This is a genomic window from uncultured Tateyamaria sp., assembly GCF_947497045.1.
Lineage (GTDB): Bacteria > Pseudomonadota > Alphaproteobacteria > Rhodobacterales > Rhodobacteraceae > Tateyamaria.
In genome coordinates this window covers 415,993-432,799 of the sequence record NZ_CANMEU010000001.1, presented here as the reverse complement: position 1 = coordinate 432,799, position 16,807 = coordinate 415,993, and the positions used below count along the sequence as shown (strand labels likewise).

Sequence of the window (16,807 nt, the reverse complement as noted above, 5' to 3'; positions counted from 1 at the left end):
GCGCGATGGACTTCATTCGCCTTGATCCTGCCGACACGGTCGTCACGGCCACGCGCGCCTTGAAAGTCGGGGTGGGGGTTGAAGGATGCGAAACCCGCGCTCTCATCCCGTCCGGTCACAAGATTGCGGTGGTGGACATCGCCAAGGGCGCTCCGGTGCGCAAATACGCGCAGGTGATTGGCTATGCCGCGCAGGACATTGCGGCAGGCGACCATGTGCACACCCATAATATCGACTTTCGCGCAACGGACGTGGAATACGAATTCGGCACCAACTTGCGCCACGTGGCCGAGGCGACAGGCGACACGTTCATGGGCTATCGCCGCGACAATGGGACGGTTGGCACGCGCAACTATATCGCCATCGTTACGTCTGTGAATTGTTCAGCCACCGCAGCACGGATGATTGCGGCGCATTTTACCCCCGACATCATGGCCGATTATCCCGACGTGGATGGGGTCGTCGCCTTTGTGCATGGTACAGGCTGTGGCATGGCGGATTCAGGTGACGGGTTTGAGGCGTTGCAGCGCGTCATGTGGGGCTATGCCCGCCATCCTAACCACGCAGGTGTGTTGATGGTCGGCCTTGGCTGCGAGATAAACCAGATCGACTGGCTGCTTGAGGCGTGGGGGTTGAAACAGGGCCCGCTGTTTCACACGATGAACATTCAGTCGGTTGCTGGATTGCGCAAGACCGTCGAAAAGGGGATCGAAAAGGTTGCCGCAATGCTGCCGCTCGCCAATCAGGCGGTGCGGACGGTGTGCCCCGCATCGGAGTTGAAAGTGGCATTGCAATGCGGTGGGTCGGACGCATGGTCCGGCATCACCGCCAACCCGGCATTGGGCTACGCGACGGACTTGCTTGTGGCGCAGGGGGGCACGGGCGTGCTGGCCGAAACGCCCGAAATCTATGGTGCGGAACACTTGCTGACGGCCCGCGCGGCGGATCGGGAAACGGGCGAGCGGCTGCTTGGACTAATCCACTGGTGGGAGGATTACACCAAGCGCAACAACGGCTCGATGGACAACAATCCCTCACCGGGAAACAAGGCTGGGGGCCTTACCACGATCCTTGAAAAGTCGCTTGGGGCGGCGGCCAAAGGGGGAACCACCCCGCTCACCGGCGTTTACAAATATGCCGAAACGCTGCGGGCGCGCGGTTTCACGTTCATGGACAGCCCCGGATACGACCCGGCCAGTGTAACGGGCCAGATCGCGGGCGGCTGCAATCTTGTGTGTTTCACCACTGGGCGGGGGTCGGCCTTTGGGTCCAAACCTGCGCCGACGATCAAGGTGGCCACGAACACCGAGATGTACACCCGCATGACCGAAGATATGGACGTAAACGCAGGCGCGATGCTGAGCGATGGCGTGTCGCTTGAGGACCAGGGCCGCGAGATTTACGAGATGTTCCTGCGGGTCGCATCGGGCGAGCAGACCAAATCCGAGGCGCAGGGTTTGGGTGACTACGAGTTCGTGCCCTGGCAGATTGGAGCGGTGATGTGATGGAGTGTCTGAGCCTTGCGCAGAAAGACCACTTTGACACCCACGGCTATCTGTTGCTGGAAAGCCGGATTCCGCCCGAATGGCTCACCAAGATTCGCCATGAAATCACCCGGTTCGAGGCCGAAGCCGCGACCATGACCGCCAGCAGTGACCGCCTTGATCTCGAGGACAGCCACACGCCGGAAAACCCCCGCCTGCGCCGGATCAAGCTGCCCCACACCATTTCGGATGTGATGCGCGAGTTGATGTATTCCGACCATGTGCTTGCCCCTGCACGTGATCTGATCGGACCAGATTTGCGGTTACATACGACCAAGCTGAACATGAAATCGGCGGGCTATGGGGCGGCGGTGGAATGGCATCAGGACTATGCGTTCTACCCTCACACCAATGACGACATTCTGGCGATCGGCATTTGCATTGACGACATGGCACCGGAAAACGGGCCGCTCATGGTCTATCCAGGATCGCACAAGGGGCCTGTCTATGACCATCACGTCGATGGGGTGTTTGCCGGTGCGATGCTGCCCGAAGAAAATGGGCTGAACCCCGAGGATGCGGTGCAACTGACCGGGCCTGCCGGGTCGATCAGCATTCATCACGGGCGGATCGTGCATGGATCGGCGCTCAATACGTCCGACCGCTCGCGGCGCATCCTGTTTTACGAAATGATGGCGGCGGATGCCTTTCCGATCATGGGAAGCATGACAAAATGGGACGGCATTGCTGATTACAACACCCGGATGCTGTGTGGCGAGCCGACGCTGACCCCGCGACTGAAAGACATCCCGATCCGTATCCCGCAACCCCAACCGGATGTGCCGATCTCGATTTATGAAATTCAGAAGGGGCTGAAAACACGCGCCTTTGACACCATTCCCGCACAGGAGGAAACGACATGAGCAAACCAACAATCGGTTTCATTGGCCTTGGACTGATGGGCGGCGCAATGGTCGGACGGCTTCAGGATCAGGGATATGCGCTGACGGTGATCGCGAACCGCACCCGCACCTATGTGGACCGCGCGGTGGAACGCGGCGCAACCGAGGTAACCACCGCCAAGGACGTTGCTGCCACGAGCGATATTGTCATGTTGTGCATGGACACCTCCGATAATGTCGAGGCGCGGATGCGGGGCGATGATGGCGTGATCGCAGGGCTGAAACCGGGTGCCGTGGTAATTGATTTCGGCACGTCGCTGCCGGGATCAACCCGGACCCTGGGTGATGAGGTCGCACGTGTGGGTGGACATTTCCTCGACGCCCCACTTGGTCGTACGCCGTCCCATGCGGTTGATGGGTTGCTCAACATCATGTGCGCGGGCGATGCGGATGCGTTCGCCAGGGTGCGCCCGGTGCTGGATGATCTGGGCGAGAATGTCTTTCACCTTGGTGCACTTGGATCAGGGCACACGATCAAGCTGATCAACAACTTCTTCGGCATGACCGTTGCCAATGCCATGGCCGAAGCCTTCGCAATGGCGGACGTGGCCGGAGTGCCGCGCAAGGATCTGTACGACGTGATGGCGGCAGGGCCGCTCAAGTCCGGCATGATGGATTTCGTCAAGGGATACGGCGTGGACGGGGACCCCAACCAGCTGGCCTTTGCGATCAAGAACGCGGCCAAGGACGTGGGGTACTATGCGCAGATGGCATCGGATGCAGGCGTGGAGTCGATGATGTCGAAATGTGCCCTCGGGGCCTTGCGGGACGCGCGCGACAGTGGCCGGGCCGACGATATGGTGTCGCAAATGGTCGACTACTACGCGGACCGTTTCAAAGGGTAGATCATGGCCATCGCGGCGCAAGCTCAACAGGATCGCGCCGCGCTTGGGATCGTGATGACGCTTGGGGCCTATGTGTTCTTTGCGGTCATCGACACATCGGTCAAATGGCTGGTGCTGGCGGGGCTGCCCGCGTTCCAACTGGCGTTCATGCGCTATGCGCCGCATTTCGTTATCTCGACGCTGATGGTGCTGCGACAGGGGGCGAACCTGTCGAGCTTCCAGACGGCGCACCTGGGTCTTGTTTTGCTGCGCGCGGTGCTGCTGGCCTCGGCCACCCTGTTCAACTTCATCGCGCTCAATTACCTGAGCCTTACCATTACCGGGTCGATCATGTTTTCGACGCCCATTATCGTGTGTGCGCTGTCCTGGCCGCTGCTTGGTGAACGGGTGGGGCCATGGCGTTGGTTTGCGATTTTGCTGGGGTTCGTGGGTGTGCTGGTGGTGATCCGCCCCTTTGATGCGGCGTTCAGCTGGGTGGCGCTGCTGTCGGTCTATAACGCGTTTGCATTGGCGTTTTATTCGATTATCACGCGCAAGATTTCGGGTGTGGTCGCCGCCGAGACGATGCAGTTCTACATGGGCGCGACGGGGGCAATCCTGCTGGCCCCTTTTGCGTGGTGGGTCTGGGTGCCACCTGCCACACCGCTGCAATGGGCGCTGATGATCGGGCTCGGCCTGTGGGGCTGGGCAGGGCACGAGATTTTCTCGCGCGCGCATGCCTATGCCCCGGCCAATACGCTGATGCCTTATACCTACAGCTTCCTTCTTTATCTGGCGCTGACCAGCTACATCGTGTTCAATGATGTTCCGGACAGGTGGACGATATTGGGCGCAGGGATCATTGTGATCTCGGGGTTGATCATCTGGCGGCGCACAGCAAAAAGGGGCACCATATGAGGGTCGCAGCGATTGGCGAGGCGATGATCGAATTGAGCCTTGCCGGAGAAACCGCAGGGGTTGGTGTGGCGGGTGATACGCTCAACACCGCGATCTACCTCAAACGAACCGCACCGGATGTGCGGGTCGATTACATCACCCGTCTTGGTACAGACGCATTTTCGGACCGGATTGCGGATTTTATTGCCGCCCAAGAGGTCGGCACCAAATACATCACGCGCGACCCAGAAGGCACGCCGGGGCTGTACGCCATCACCACGGATGATGCGGGCGAGCGGTCGTTTACGTATTGGCGTGACAGTGCGGCGGCGCGGCTAACCTTTATGACGGACACCGGTCCCGACTTTAATGCGCTGGCGCGTTATGACGTGATTTACCTGTCGGGGATCACCCTTGCGATCCTGCCTGCTGCCACGCGCACCGGTTTGATGCGCTGGCTTCAGGCCTTTCGCAATTCGGGCGGGCGGGTCTGTTATGACAGCAACTACCGACCCAAGTTATGGCTTGATCAGGACTCGGCCCGACTGGCCAATGATGCGATGTGGGCGCTGACCGATATCGCGCTGCCCTCGATCGATGATGAACAGCTGCTGACGGGGGAAACACCCGAACAGATCGCGCGCCGCTTTCTGAATATGGGACGTACGGGTGCCTTGAAACGGGGGCCATCCGGGCCGCTCTGCCTCAAGACCGGACAAAGCTACAGCTTTCCCCAGGCCGAGACTGTCGTGGACACCACCGCCGCTGGTGACAGTTTCAACGGCGGCTATCTGGGTGCCTTGCTGAGCGGGTCTACCCAGGCACCTGCCTTGCGCAAAGGGCACGATCTGGCGATCAAGGTGATCGGCTGCAAGGGCGCAATCATCCCGGCCTAGGGTGCGCCGATCAGGGCGCGCAACGCGCCTGTGGGGTCGCTGGTGCGGCAGGCTCGTGCAATGTGGTCGGCCATTGGATCGTCAAGTGCGCGCCCCGCTGCGACCTCTGCCTGAACAAAGCCGATCCACGCCGCCACCGCCGCCTCAAGCGCGGGGCTGTCTGATGTCCGCTCTGCCAGGGTCGCCAGAATGCGGATGGGCAGTTTCTGGCTGCCATCCATCGCGATCTGGCGCAGACGATGATGCAGGTTCGGGTTTTCAAAGCGCGCAATCAGGTCGCCCGCATATTGTGCGGCTTGCGCCTGAACCTCTGTCGGCAACGTCTGCGCCGCTTCGGCCATGAGGGTTCGGGTCGTGGCGCGCAGGTCCGGGTCCGCAACCGCTTCGTGAACATAGGTATGGCCGCGCAAAATGCCCGCATAGGCGAGGTAGGAGTGTGCGCCGTTCAGCATCCGCAACTTGCGCATCTCATGGGGGGCTACGTCCTTGACCCATTGTACCCCCGGCCAGTCGGGGCGTGCAGCGGCAAAGTGATCCTCAATCACCCATTCGCTGAAGGCTTCGGTTGGTACCGTCATGGGATCATCAGCCTCGATCCGGGTAGCGTCGGTTGTCGCCGGGGTGATCCGGTCCACCATGCTGGCGGGAAAGGTGACGTTCATTGGGATTGGAACCCCCGCAGCACTGGCAAAGTCGTGGACGGCGCGGGCCAGCTTTGGCCCGTTGTCAGGCAGGTTATCGCAGGACAGGACCGTCACGGCATCGCGGCGCTGTGAAAGACCGCGCACCAAGGCCCCGACAGGGGTTAACGAGCCCCCGGCCAGATCCGCAACCAGGGCCGAGTGGGTGAGGTCCAACCGACCGTCTGGGGTTAGGTGATAACCTTTTTCGCTAACGGTCAGGGTGATGACCTTGACCTCCCCATCCGCCACCGCGTCTATCACCGCTTGGGAGGCCTCGGGAGCGACCAGCATATGGTCCAGCACCGTGATGCGCTTGATCGCGGTCTCATGCGCATCCTTGATCAGCAGCGCATAATCATACCCTTGAGCCGACAACCCATCGCGTACATCGCTGGAGCGAAAGCTGACCCCGGTAATCCGCCAGCCCCGTGTGCCTTGGGTATACGCGGCCTGATGCGCGCGAAAGAAATTGCCGACACCGAAATGTAGAATACGCGGCATGCTCAACCCAACCGATAGGTGTCGCGGGCCAGGTCGGTCGCCAGCAGCTGCGCGATCTCGGCAGCGGTGCCCGCGCTGAAATACCCCCGCTCGACTTGCGCCGCCAAATGCACTGCCACTCCGCGCCGCCACAGATCGTGGCGTGCCGGGATCGATAGAAAGGCACGGGTGTCATCATTGAACCCAGCAAGGTTCCAATAACCCGCTGTCTCGACCACCGCATCGAAATACCGTGCAATCCCGTTCGCGCTGTCATGGAACCACCATGGCGGGCCGATGCGCAGGCAAGGCCAATGACCTGCCATAGGAGCCAGTTCGCGGGCGTATGTCGTTTCGTCCAGCGTGAACAGGATAAGGGTCAGGCGGTTGTCATTGCCCACTCGATTGAGAAGTGGCTCAAGCCCGCGCACCCAATCTACAGCGATCGGAATATCCGCACCCATGTCGCGGCCAAAGTGGCCCATAACCGCTGTATTTGTATTGCGTCGACTGCCTGCGTGCAGTTGCATGACCAAGCCGTCCTCGACCGACATCTGCGCCATTTCGATCAGCATGTGCCCGTAGAACGGTTTGGCCTGCGCGGTGTCCCCTTGCAGCAGCCGCCCAAAGACCTGTGCGGGATCGTCCAACCACACCGTCTGAGGCTGCTCAATGGCATGGTCCGTTGCCGTTGCCCCCATCGCCTTGAAGGTCGCGCGACGTTGCCGCAGCGCCTCAAGAAACTCCTGAAAGTTACCGGTATCCGCGCCTGTCATATTACCCAAGGCCGCCACAGCATCGCGCCAGCCCGGCATGGTCGGGTCAAGCACCGCATCGGGGCGAAAGGTTGGCAGGATACGGCCCTGCCATGCGCTGTTGCGAACGGTCTGGTGGTGGCTCAGATCGTCGAGGGCGGCATCGGTTGTCGCCAGCGCCTCAATACCGAAGCGATCAAACAAGGCGCGGGGGCGGTTGTCGGGATTGTTGAGCCATGCGGAAATATGATCATAGACCGCATCGGCCGTATCGGGCCCCAAATCCATGTCGCAGCCAAGTGTATCACGCAGCACATACTCAATCCAAAGCCGACTTGGGGTGCCCTGAAACAGATGCCAGTGTGCCGCAAAAAGGCGAAAGATCGCGCGCGGATCACGCTGACTGGCGGGCACGCCCACGCCCAGATCAGCCATCGAGATTCCTTGGGAATACAGCATCCGAAACACGTAGTGATCCGGGATGACCAGCAGCGCGGCGGGGTCCTCAAACGCGGCATCATCAGCGAACCATGCCGGGTCGCAATGACCGTGGGGCGACACAATGGGCGCATCCCGCACGTCATCATAAATCCGTTGCGCAAGCCCTGATAGGTGCAGCACCATCTGCCAGTCTCCCCTTTTTGCGCAGCCTAACACGAATGCCCCTTGGCGCATGTGTTAAATGCCGCCAATCTGGGTTGTGGAGGACGTCGATGAAGGTTTTGCTGATCGGGATGGGGATGGTCGCGCAGACGCATGTATTGGCGTTGCGGGACAACACTGCGGGGCTGACGCTGGCCGGGGTTCTGGGGCGGGATATCGACCGTACGCAGGCGTTTTGTGCGCAGGCGGAGGACACGCTCGGGTACGCCGTGTCGGCCTACGGCTCGACTGAGGCTGCGTTGCAGGACGCACCCGATATTGCGATCCTGATCACGCCGCCAAATGTGCGTGCGGACTATGCCAATGCCCTCAGCACCTCTGGTGTTCCCACGTTGATGGAAAAGCCGGTCGAACGCACACTGGGGGCGGCCAAGGAAATCGCGGCGATCTACGCGCGGGCGGAGGTGCCATTGGGTGTCTGTTTCCAACTGCGGACAAGGGCAGCGGTTCAAACTCTGAAATCGCAAATCATCAGCGGCGACCTCGGTGAGATCATCCACGTCGATATGCGCGTGCCGTGGTGGCGTGACCAGACCTATTATGATGCGCCGGGGCGGGGCACATATGCGCGCGACGGCGGTGGCGTGATGATCAATCAGGCCATCCACACCCTTGACCTGGGGCTGTGGTTGGCGGGGCCTGTCACCCACCTTCAGGCGCATATGCAAACCAGTCCGTTGCACCGGATGGAGGGGGAGGATATCGCCACCGCCCTTCTCACATTCGCCTCTGGTGCGTCGGGTGTGTTGAGCGCGGCAACAACGGCTTTTCCCGGCACTGCCGAGACGATCACACTGACCACGACCAAAGCGCAGGTCACTTTGCAGGGCGATCACCTGCGCATTCATTGGCATGACGGACGCGAGGACGCGACAACGCCCGACACTGGGGCCACAGGGGGCGGTGCGGACCCCATGGCGTTCACACATGGCTGGCATCAGGCACTGATCGAGGATTTCGCCGATGCGCTGCGCAGCGATCGCGCGCCTATCGCGCCGCCGTCGGAGGCGCTGCACGTCCACGCCGTTATCGACGCCATGGAACAGGCCAGCCGCAGCCACGCACGCGTCGAGGTCGCCCGATGACCCTCGCCTTTGTCGCGCTAGGACTGGATCACCGCCACATCTACGGCATGACCGAAAACATGGCGCGGATCGGGGGCAGGTGCCTTGGGTATTGGACGCGAGGCACCCCCCAACCACTTGCCGGATATGTTGAACGCTTCCCGGATTTGCATAGGTTTGACACCCTTGAGGCCGCATTGGGTACTGGCGCTGATCTGGCGCTGATTTCGACCATTCCGGCGGATCGCGCCGCGCTTGCCGTACGCGCGATGCAGACCGGTCATGACGTTATGACCGACAAGCCGGGATGCACGACGCAACGCCAGCTTGATCAGATCAAAGCGGCTGTAGCTGAAACCGGGCGCATCTGGTCCATCAACTTCTCTGAACGGTTCGAGGTGCCGTGCGTCACACTTGCGGATCAACTGGTCCGGGATGGGGCCATTGGCCACGTCGTTCATACCACCGGGCTCGGGCCGCACAGGCTGAACCGACAGACCCGTCCTGATTGGTTCTTTGATCGCGAAAAATACGGAGGCGTACTAGTCGATATTGGATCACATCAGATCGATCAATTCCTGCATTTCACAGGGTCAGAGACGGCACAGATCACTATGGCGCATGCCGCGAACCACGCCAATCCCAAGGACCCAGGCCTACAGGATTTCGGAGAGATCGCGCTGCGGTCGGCCCATGCCTCGGGGTATATTCGGGTGGATTGGTATACCCCGGATGCGTTGCCAAACTGGGGCGATGGGCGGCTGACCCTTTTGGGGACGAAGGGTTATATCGAATTGCGCAAATACGTCGATGTCGGTGGACGGGTCGGGACCGACAGCCTCGTGCTGGTGAATGACGACAGGTGCGAAGTCATTGATGCGCGTGGTGCCGGGTTGCCTTATTTCAAACGGCTGGCGCATGATATTGCCCACCGCACCGAAACCGCGATGACCCAGACCCATTGCTTTAACGTGATGGACCTTGCGCTGCATGCGCAAGCCATGGCCGAAGCAGGTGCGGCGTGATCCGCGTCGCGATCTTGGGCGGCGGGATCGGGGCCCAGCATCTTGAGGCCTACCAAGGGCTGTCCGGGTTCAAGGTCACCCATCTGGTGGATCAGGATCCGGACCGCCGCGCCGCCTTGTGCGGTGACAGCATCGTGGCCCTTGCGGATGTGGATCAGGCGATATCTGCCGATGTGGGCCTGATCGATATCTGCCTGCCGCCTCACTTGCATGTGCCCATCGCGCTCAAGGCGCTTGCTGTCGGAAAACACGTGATTTGCGAGAAGCCCCTTGCGACTTCCATGGCCGATATCGACACCCTGCGCGACGCGATGGAGCGGGCCAAGCGCCATATCTTTCCGGTGTTCCAGTACCGCTTTGGGCCAGCGTTCGATCAGTTGCGCGCCTTGAAGGATGCAGGGCTGACAGGCGCACCGCGCGCCGCATCCCTTGAGACGCATTGGAACCGGGGGGCGGATTACTACGAGGTTCCGTGGCGTGGCACATGGGCGGGTGAACAAGGAGGCGCGGTGCTGGGCCATGCGATCCATGCGCATGATTTGCTCGCTCATTTCATGGCACCGATCACCCGCGTAATCGCCCGACTGAACACGATTGTGAACCCGATCGATACCGAGGACTCCGCCGCGCTTATATTCGAGTTGGAGGGCGGTGCGCTGGCGACAAGCTCGGTTACATTGGGACATGCGCGGGACGAAACGCGGCTGCGGTTCGTCTATGAGCATTTGACCGCAACTTCGGATACGAACCCGTATGCGCCAGGGCAGGGGGCATGGACGTTCACCGCACGCGATCCGGCAAAACAGGCGCAGATCGATGCGGTTGTTTCGGCGACCCCAACGGGCCCCGCGGGGTTCGCCGGTTTTCTGAGTGAGGTTCAAAAGGTGCTGAGCGATCAACCCAATACCGCCGTGAGTTTTGAGGACGGTGCGGCCTCGATCGCTTTGGTCACGGCGATTTACGCGTCGCATCGCAGTGGCACACCTGTTGCGCTGCCGCTCGATCCCGATCACCCTTTGCACACAGGATGGCAGCCATGATCGAGTGTTGGCGCTGGTTTGGCCCGGACGATCCCACGCAACTTTCCGATCTGCCCCAGGTCGGGGCTACCGGGGTTGTTACCGCATTGCACGGCTTTGCGCCGGGCGCGCCATGGCCCGCAGATGCGATTGCCGCGCGCAAGGGGATGATAGAACGTGTCGGTCTCACGTGGGAGGTGGTCGAAAGCCTGCCGGTGTCGGAGGCCATCAAGACCCAAGGCCCTGACATGGCCGACCACCTGATGCACTACAAATCCAGCATGCGCGCACTGGCCGACCAAGGTGTGCGCACGATTTGCTATAACTTCATGCCGATCCTCGATTGGACCCGTACCCAGACCCACGCGCCGCAACCCCATGGTGGCACAGCGATGTTGTTCGATCTGGCCGTATTTGCAGCATTTGATCTGCACATTCTCAAACGGAACGGTGCCGCGGAGGACTACAACGTGGCGGTGCAAGAGGCCGCCAAGTCTGCGTTTGTAGCCATGGATGACGCGGCCAAGGCCAATCTGACCCACACGGTTATCGCTGGTTTGCCAGGCGCAAATGACGGCTGGACGCTGGAGGATGTGCGCACGCGATTGGCGAGCTATGCCGGGATATCAGCGGCCCAACTGCGCCAGAACCTGATCGACTTTCTGGGTGAGGTGGCACCGTTGGCCGAGACGCTGGGGCTTCGTTTGTGTTGCCACCCTGATGACCCACCGTTTTCCCTATTGGGATTGCCGCGGGTCATGTCTTCGACGACGGATTATGAGATCGCGCTGAATGCGGTGGATACCCCAGCCAATGGAGCAACTCTGTGCACGGGGTCACTTGGGGTAGCCCCTCAGTTTGAGGTAGTGGATTTCGTGACCCGCCTTGGCCCCCGGATCCATTTCGCCCACTTGCGCAACACCAAGCGGTTGCCCTCGCCCGACCCGGATCGACCCGGCTTTTTCGAAGCGGCCCACCTTGAAGGCGACACTGATATGGTCGCTGCTTTGCGCGCGTTGATGAAGGAAGAGGCGCGTCGACGGGCGGAAGGATGCGAAGATCATGCGATCCCGATGCGTCCTGATCACGGTCAGGAACTCCTGGACGATCGGGGCCGCGACAGCCTGCCCGGCTATCCGTTGATCGGGCGCATGCGCGGTCTGGCCGAGTTGCGAGGGATCATGGCCGCCCTCAAGGGAGATATCGCATGATCCGCATTGGAGTGGCCGGGATCGGACTGATCGGCAAACAGCATATCGCGGCGATTGAACGCACACCGGGCGTTACCTTGTCGGCGGTGCTTGATCCGGGTGTCAAGGACAGCCCGTGGCCCATCGCTGACACGCTTGGCGATCTGGCGTCAATGTCGGACGGGGTGATCCTTGCCGTCCCAAACGCGCTGCACGCGACGCTGGCCAAAACGCTGATCGATGCGGACTGCCCCATGTTGATCGAAAAACCGCTGACAAGCACCGCTGCCGAAGGGGCTGAACTTGTCGCGGCAGCGGGCGATGTGCCGATCCTTGTGGGGCATCATCGCCGCCACAACCCGCTGATTGCCAAAGCCAAGGAGATCATCGCGTCGGGCCAGCTTGGCATGCTGACGACCTTGCATGGGCAGTGTTGGCTCCCCAAACCGGATCACTATTTTGCCGCTGCGTGGCGGCAGGGTGCGGGCGCGGGTCCGCTCTTTATCAACCTGATCCATGACGTTGATGTCCTGATGCATCTGTGTGGGCCGATCACCACCGTCCATGCTTTCGAAAGCAATGTGGTGCGTGGCACGAACGCCGAAGAAGTCAGCGTGGCGATTGTCAAATTCGCATCCGGTATGTTGGGCACGTTGAACCTGTCGGATGTGGCCCTTGGCCCATGGAGTTGGGAGCTGACCGCGGGGGAAAATCCAGCATACCCCAAGACGGACCAGTCCAGCTATGTGATCGGCGGCACGCGCGGGTCGTTGGCGCTGCCCAACCTGACGGTCTGGTCGCAAGAGGGAGGGCCCGACTGGTGGGCACCGATTACGCAAACCCGCGTGCCATTGCCCCTGGCTGATGCGCTGTCCGCGCAAATCGCCCACTTTGCAGATGTGATCAAAGGACGGGCGCAACCGCTTGTGAGTGCGGCGGATGGGCTGCGCGCCGTGCAGGTGATTGAGGCGATTAAAACGGCTGCACGGACCGGGCAGATGGCCGAAGTGGGGTAAAATCTGCGCCGTCGCGCATCACGAGTTGGTGAGCAAGGGCACAGTTTTTTGCGCACATATCTGACATCCCATGACCTGCTTTTTGATATCAAGACGGTGTTGGACCACGGCGACAGTGATCTACACCCTTGGTGGCCCGCGAATACCCCAAGCCAACTTTTGCCATCGCTGTCACGGCAGGAATTGAGAGGTGCTTTCTATGCTTCGCTATGCAATCCTGAGCCCAACTCGAAATTCAGGACCTATTGATGACAAAAGAAATTGTGGCGCAGCTGTCCAAGCTGGCCGATCGAACACCTGCCTATGCCATTGTGGGTGAAGTCGATCTGGTGGTGGTGCGCTTTGACGATGATATCTCGGTCTTTTACGGGCGCTGTCTGCACAGAGGCGCACTTATGGCGGACGGGTTTGTGCGAGGCAACAACCTGATCTGCGGGGTGCACGATTGGGACTATCGCCTCGACAGCGGCGTCAGTGAATATGCCAACAATGAGGCGTTGCCCAAGTTCAAATCGTGGGTGGATGGCGACGACATTTGCGTTGATGCGGATGAGATCAAGCAATGGGGTTTCGAGAACCCGCAACCCTACAGCCGCGACGCCTATCTGGGCCTTTATGCCGACCCTTCCAAAGGAGCGCAGGAGGAACCCTACACAGGTCTGATCCAGCAATACGCCCGCGATGGTCTGTCCAAAACCGGGCATCACGGTGTGGTGGATGCGATGGGGGTGTCGCGCCTTGAATTGCCTGACTGGGACGATATCCAATTGCTGACCGCGCAATTGCACAAGCCGCCGCTGCTGGATGATGATGCCGTGGGCACCGAAGTGATCATTGGGCCCAATGCCAAAAAACCGCTCCGCCTCGATATTCCGCTGTTTGTGTCAGATATGTCCTATGGCGCGCTGTCCGAACCGGCCAAGATTGCATTGGCACGTGGCGCACAGATTGCAGGCACTGGCATTTGTTCGGGCGAAGGCGGCATGCTGCCCGAAGAGCAGGATGCCAATTCCAGGTATTTCTACGAACTCGCCTCGGCCCGGTTTGGGTTCAGTTGGGACAAGGTCGCCAAAGTGCAGGCCTTCCATTTCAAAGGTGGGCAGGCAGCGAAAACAGGAACGGGCGGGCATTTGCCTGGCCACAAGGTCAACGCAAAAATCGCCGAGGTGCGTGGGCTGGAAGAGGGCGAAGCGGCCATTTCACCCGCACGTTTTCCGGACTGGAGCGATCCGGCGCAGATCAGGGACTTTGCCGATGAGGTGCGCGAGCGTACGGGCGGCATTCCCATCGGCTACAAGCTGAGCGCGCAGCACATCGAAAAGGACATTGATGCGGCGTTGGTTGTGGGCGTTGATTACATCATCCTTGATGGGCGCGGCGGCGGTACAGGTGCCGCGCCCACGATCTTTCGCGACAATATCTCGGTGCCTACGATCCCCGCACTGGCCCGCGCCCGTGCCCATCTTGACCGGCTGGAGCGGCACGATGTGAGCCTTGTCATTACAGGGGGCTTGCGCAAACCCGCGGATTTCATCAAGGCGCTGGCCTTGGGTGCGGATGCGATTGCGCTGTCGAATTCGGCCATGCAAGCCATCGGATGTTTGGCCATGCGCGCCTGCCACACCAACAATTGCCCGGTCGGGATCGCGAGCCAGAAGCCGCATTTGGTCAATCGCCTGATTGTCGAGAAATCGGCCCGCCAGCTTGCCAACTTCTTTGAGGCAAGTACCGAGCTGATGCAGGTGATGGCGCGCGCCTGTGGGCATGATCACCTCAACAAATTCAACATCGACGACTTGACCACATGGAAAAAGGACATGTCCGACATTTCGGGTGTGCCCTTTGGAGGAGTAACATGAGCGACACGGACACTGGCACACTGGATTGGATCAGCGTGGGGCACACGGGCGACTTACCCGAGGGGCGCGTAAAGACTGTGACGGCGCGCACGACGTCGATTTGCCTGTCGCACTTTGACGGGCAGTGGGCGGCGATGGACAATCACTGCCCCCACCAGCGGGGTCCTTTGGGTGAAGGGTCGATTGAACGGGGCGAGGGCGGCAAATGCTGGATCCGCTGTCCATGGCATGGGTGGGATTTTGATCCGCTGACGGGTGCCCCTCCCGGCGGGCATGAAGATAGCGGGCAGACGATCTATCCGATCAAGATCGATGGTGACGAGATTTTTGTGGGTCTTGAGCCTGAACCACCGCACGAGCGCACTGTGTCTGACCAAATGGCTGAAAGCATGGTCAACTGGGGGATCAAACACGTCTTTGGTATGGTGGGTCACTCGAATCTCGGGCTGGCGGATGCGATCCGGATGCGCGTTGAAGCGGGTGAGATGAACTATGTGGGCATCCGGCACGAGGGGGCCGCGGCCTTTGCCGCATCAGCCTATGGCAAGCTGACGGGCCATCCTGCCGCCTGCCTGACCATCGCAGGCCCCGGTGCTACCAACCTGTTGACTGGTCTATGGGATGCCAAGGTGGACCGCGCGCCGGTGTTGGCCCTGACTGGACAGGTCCAGACGCAAGTGTTTGGTCCTGGTGCGTTTCAGGATATCGACCTGGCCTCGGCCTTTGATGCGGTGACGAAGTTCAGCCAGACGGTGCTGAGCACCTCGAACCATTCCGAGCTTGTGTCGCTGGCGATGAAGAACGCGCTGGTGCAGCAGGACGTGGCGCATCTGATCTTTCCCGATGATATGCAGACCAACGCTTCGGACGCGCCAGCCAGCACGCCTGACGGACGGATGGGTCGGACGGTTGTGAAACCATCTGACGAGGACGTGGCGGACGCGGCCAAGATGCTGAACGGCGCAAAACGGCCTATTCTCGTGATCGGCTATGGCGCGTGGGATCATATGGAGGCGATCACGACGTTGGCCGAGAAGCTTGGTGCGCCTGTGCTGACCACATTCAAGGGCAAGGGGTTGATCGCGGACGATCACCCATTGGCCGGAGGTGTGCTGGGGCGGTCTGGTACGCCTATTGCGTCATGGTTTATGAACGAGGCGGACTTGATCCTGACGCTTGGCACATCCTTTTCCAACCATACAGGGATCGAGAAATCCAAACCCATCATTCAGGTAGATTACGAGCGGATGCAGTTGGGTAAATTCCACCCGGTTGAGCTGCCGATCTGGGGTGAGATCGGGGCATTCTGCGAGGCGGTCGTACCCGCACTCAAACGCCCTGCTGATGCGCCTGATCAGGTCAGCGAATTGGCGGAGCGGTGGGACATCTGGCGGCGTGAGAAACACGCGCGCATGGCCGAGGAGACCGAGAAAGGCATCCACGCCTTTGCCATCTTCGATGCACTGTCGAAAGTCGCGCCTGCCGACTCAATCATCGCGGTGGACGTGGGCAACAACACCTATTCCTTTGGGCGCTACTTTGAAACCAAGGGCCAGCGGGTGCTGATGTCGGGCTATTTGGGGTCCATCGGCTTTGGCTTTCCTGCGGCCATGGGCGCATGGGCTGCCACGCAGGATTTCGAGTGGCTGAAGGGGCGCAAGGTGATCTCGATCTCGGGCGATGGCGGCTTTGGGCAGTACCCGATGGAGCTGACCACGGCAGTGAAATACGGCATGGATATCACCCATGTGCTGCTGCACAACGGTCAGCTGGGCAAGATCACTAAGGAGCAGAAATCAGGCGAATGGCCGGTCTGGGAAACCGATCTGCACAACCCCTCCTTTGCCGCCTTCGCCAAGATTTGCGGCGCGCATGGGGAAAAGGTCGTGTCCTCGGACGCGGTTGAAGCGGCCTTGCAAAAGGCATTGGATGTGGATGGGCCTGCGCTGGTCGAGATTATGACCGACGCCGATCTGGTCTGAGGGCGGAT

The 16,807-nt window shown here is 60.5% G+C and carries 14 protein-coding genes; 12 read left to right on the top strand and 2 right to left on the bottom strand.

What is annotated here, in order from left to right:
* Positions 1-5 precede the first annotated feature (5 nt).
* Genes Q0859_RS02375 through Q0859_RS02355 form a run of 5 tightly spaced genes read left to right on the top strand, consistent with a single transcriptional unit; the run spans position 6 to position 5,063 of the window.
* Complete coding sequence (locus tag Q0859_RS02375) at positions 6-1,505, top strand: altronate dehydratase family protein (protein WP_299147280.1); 1,500 nt, start codon at positions 6-8, stop codon at positions 1,503-1,505.
* Entirely contained in the window at positions 1,505-2,407 is a 903-nt protein-coding gene (locus tag Q0859_RS02370) for a phytanoyl-CoA dioxygenase family protein (protein ID WP_299147511.1), read from the top strand. Before Q0859_RS02375 ends, Q0859_RS02370 begins: the two co-directional genes overlap by 1 nt.
* Positions 2,404-3,291: an NAD(P)-dependent oxidoreductase gene (locus tag Q0859_RS02365; RefSeq protein ID WP_299147279.1), complete on the top strand. Its 888-nt coding sequence runs from the start codon at positions 2,404-2,406 to the stop codon at positions 3,289-3,291. The genes Q0859_RS02370 and Q0859_RS02365 overlap by 4 nt, the downstream gene beginning before the upstream one ends.
* 3 nt (positions 3,292-3,294) lie before the next feature.
* Entirely contained in the window at positions 3,295-4,188 is an 894-nt protein-coding gene (locus Q0859_RS02360) for a DMT family transporter (protein WP_299147278.1), read from the top strand.
* Positions 4,185-5,063, top strand: a complete 879-nt coding sequence (locus Q0859_RS02355; RefSeq protein ID WP_299147277.1) for a sugar kinase — start codon at positions 4,185-4,187, stop codon at positions 5,061-5,063. The genes Q0859_RS02360 and Q0859_RS02355 overlap by 4 nt, the downstream gene beginning before the upstream one ends.
* On the opposite strand, the gene Q0859_RS02350 is transcribed toward Q0859_RS02355, so the two are convergent.
* Together Q0859_RS02350 and uxaC are read right to left on the bottom strand one after the other, a co-directional pair.
* Positions 5,060-6,247 carry a mannitol dehydrogenase family protein gene (locus Q0859_RS02350; protein WP_299147276.1) on the bottom strand — a complete coding sequence of 396 codons (1,188 nt, stop codon included), beginning with the start codon at positions 6,245-6,247 and terminating at the stop codon, positions 5,060-5,062. The genes Q0859_RS02355 and Q0859_RS02350 overlap by 4 nt on opposite strands.
* A 2-nt stretch (positions 6,248-6,249) precedes the next feature.
* Positions 6,250-7,605: a glucuronate isomerase gene (uxaC, locus tag Q0859_RS02345; RefSeq protein WP_299147275.1), complete on the bottom strand. Its 1,356-nt coding sequence runs from the start codon at positions 7,603-7,605 to the stop codon at positions 6,250-6,252.
* An 89-nt stretch (positions 7,606-7,694) separates the two neighbouring features.
* Between uxaC and Q0859_RS02340 the strand changes: the two genes are divergently transcribed.
* The 7 genes from Q0859_RS02340 (at position 7,695) to Q0859_RS02310 (ending at position 16,799) form a co-directional block, all read left to right on the top strand.
* Complete coding sequence (locus Q0859_RS02340) at positions 7,695-8,729, top strand: Gfo/Idh/MocA family oxidoreductase (protein WP_299147273.1); 1,035 nt, start codon at positions 7,695-7,697, stop codon at positions 8,727-8,729.
* Positions 8,726-9,733 (top strand): Gfo/Idh/MocA family oxidoreductase, encoded by a 1,008-nt coding sequence (locus Q0859_RS02335; protein WP_299147272.1) that lies wholly within the window; start codon positions 8,726-8,728, stop codon positions 9,731-9,733. The genes Q0859_RS02340 and Q0859_RS02335 overlap by 4 nt, the downstream gene beginning before the upstream one ends.
* On the top strand, positions 9,730-10,773 hold the full coding sequence (locus Q0859_RS02330) for a Gfo/Idh/MocA family oxidoreductase (protein ID WP_299147271.1): 1,044 nt from the start codon (positions 9,730-9,732) through the stop codon (positions 10,771-10,773). The genes Q0859_RS02335 and Q0859_RS02330 overlap by 4 nt, the downstream gene beginning before the upstream one ends.
* On the top strand, positions 10,770-11,963 hold the full coding sequence (gene uxuA, locus Q0859_RS02325; protein WP_299147270.1) for a mannonate dehydratase: 1,194 nt from the start codon (positions 10,770-10,772) through the stop codon (positions 11,961-11,963). Before Q0859_RS02330 ends, uxuA begins: the two co-directional genes overlap by 4 nt.
* Positions 11,960-12,958, top strand: coding sequence for a Gfo/Idh/MocA family oxidoreductase (locus tag Q0859_RS02320; RefSeq protein ID WP_299147269.1), 999 nt, complete (start codon positions 11,960-11,962; stop codon positions 12,956-12,958). Before uxuA ends, Q0859_RS02320 begins: the two co-directional genes overlap by 4 nt.
* Positions 12,959-13,206: 248 nt before the next feature.
* A complete protein-coding gene (locus Q0859_RS02315) occupies positions 13,207-14,817 on the top strand; it encodes a glutamate synthase-related protein (protein WP_299147268.1) in 1,611 nt (536 codons plus the stop codon).
* A complete protein-coding gene (locus Q0859_RS02310) occupies positions 14,814-16,799 on the top strand; it encodes a thiamine pyrophosphate-binding protein (protein ID WP_299147267.1) in 1,986 nt (661 codons plus the stop codon). Before Q0859_RS02315 ends, Q0859_RS02310 begins: the two co-directional genes overlap by 4 nt.
* Positions 16,800-16,807: the final 8 nt, after the last annotated feature.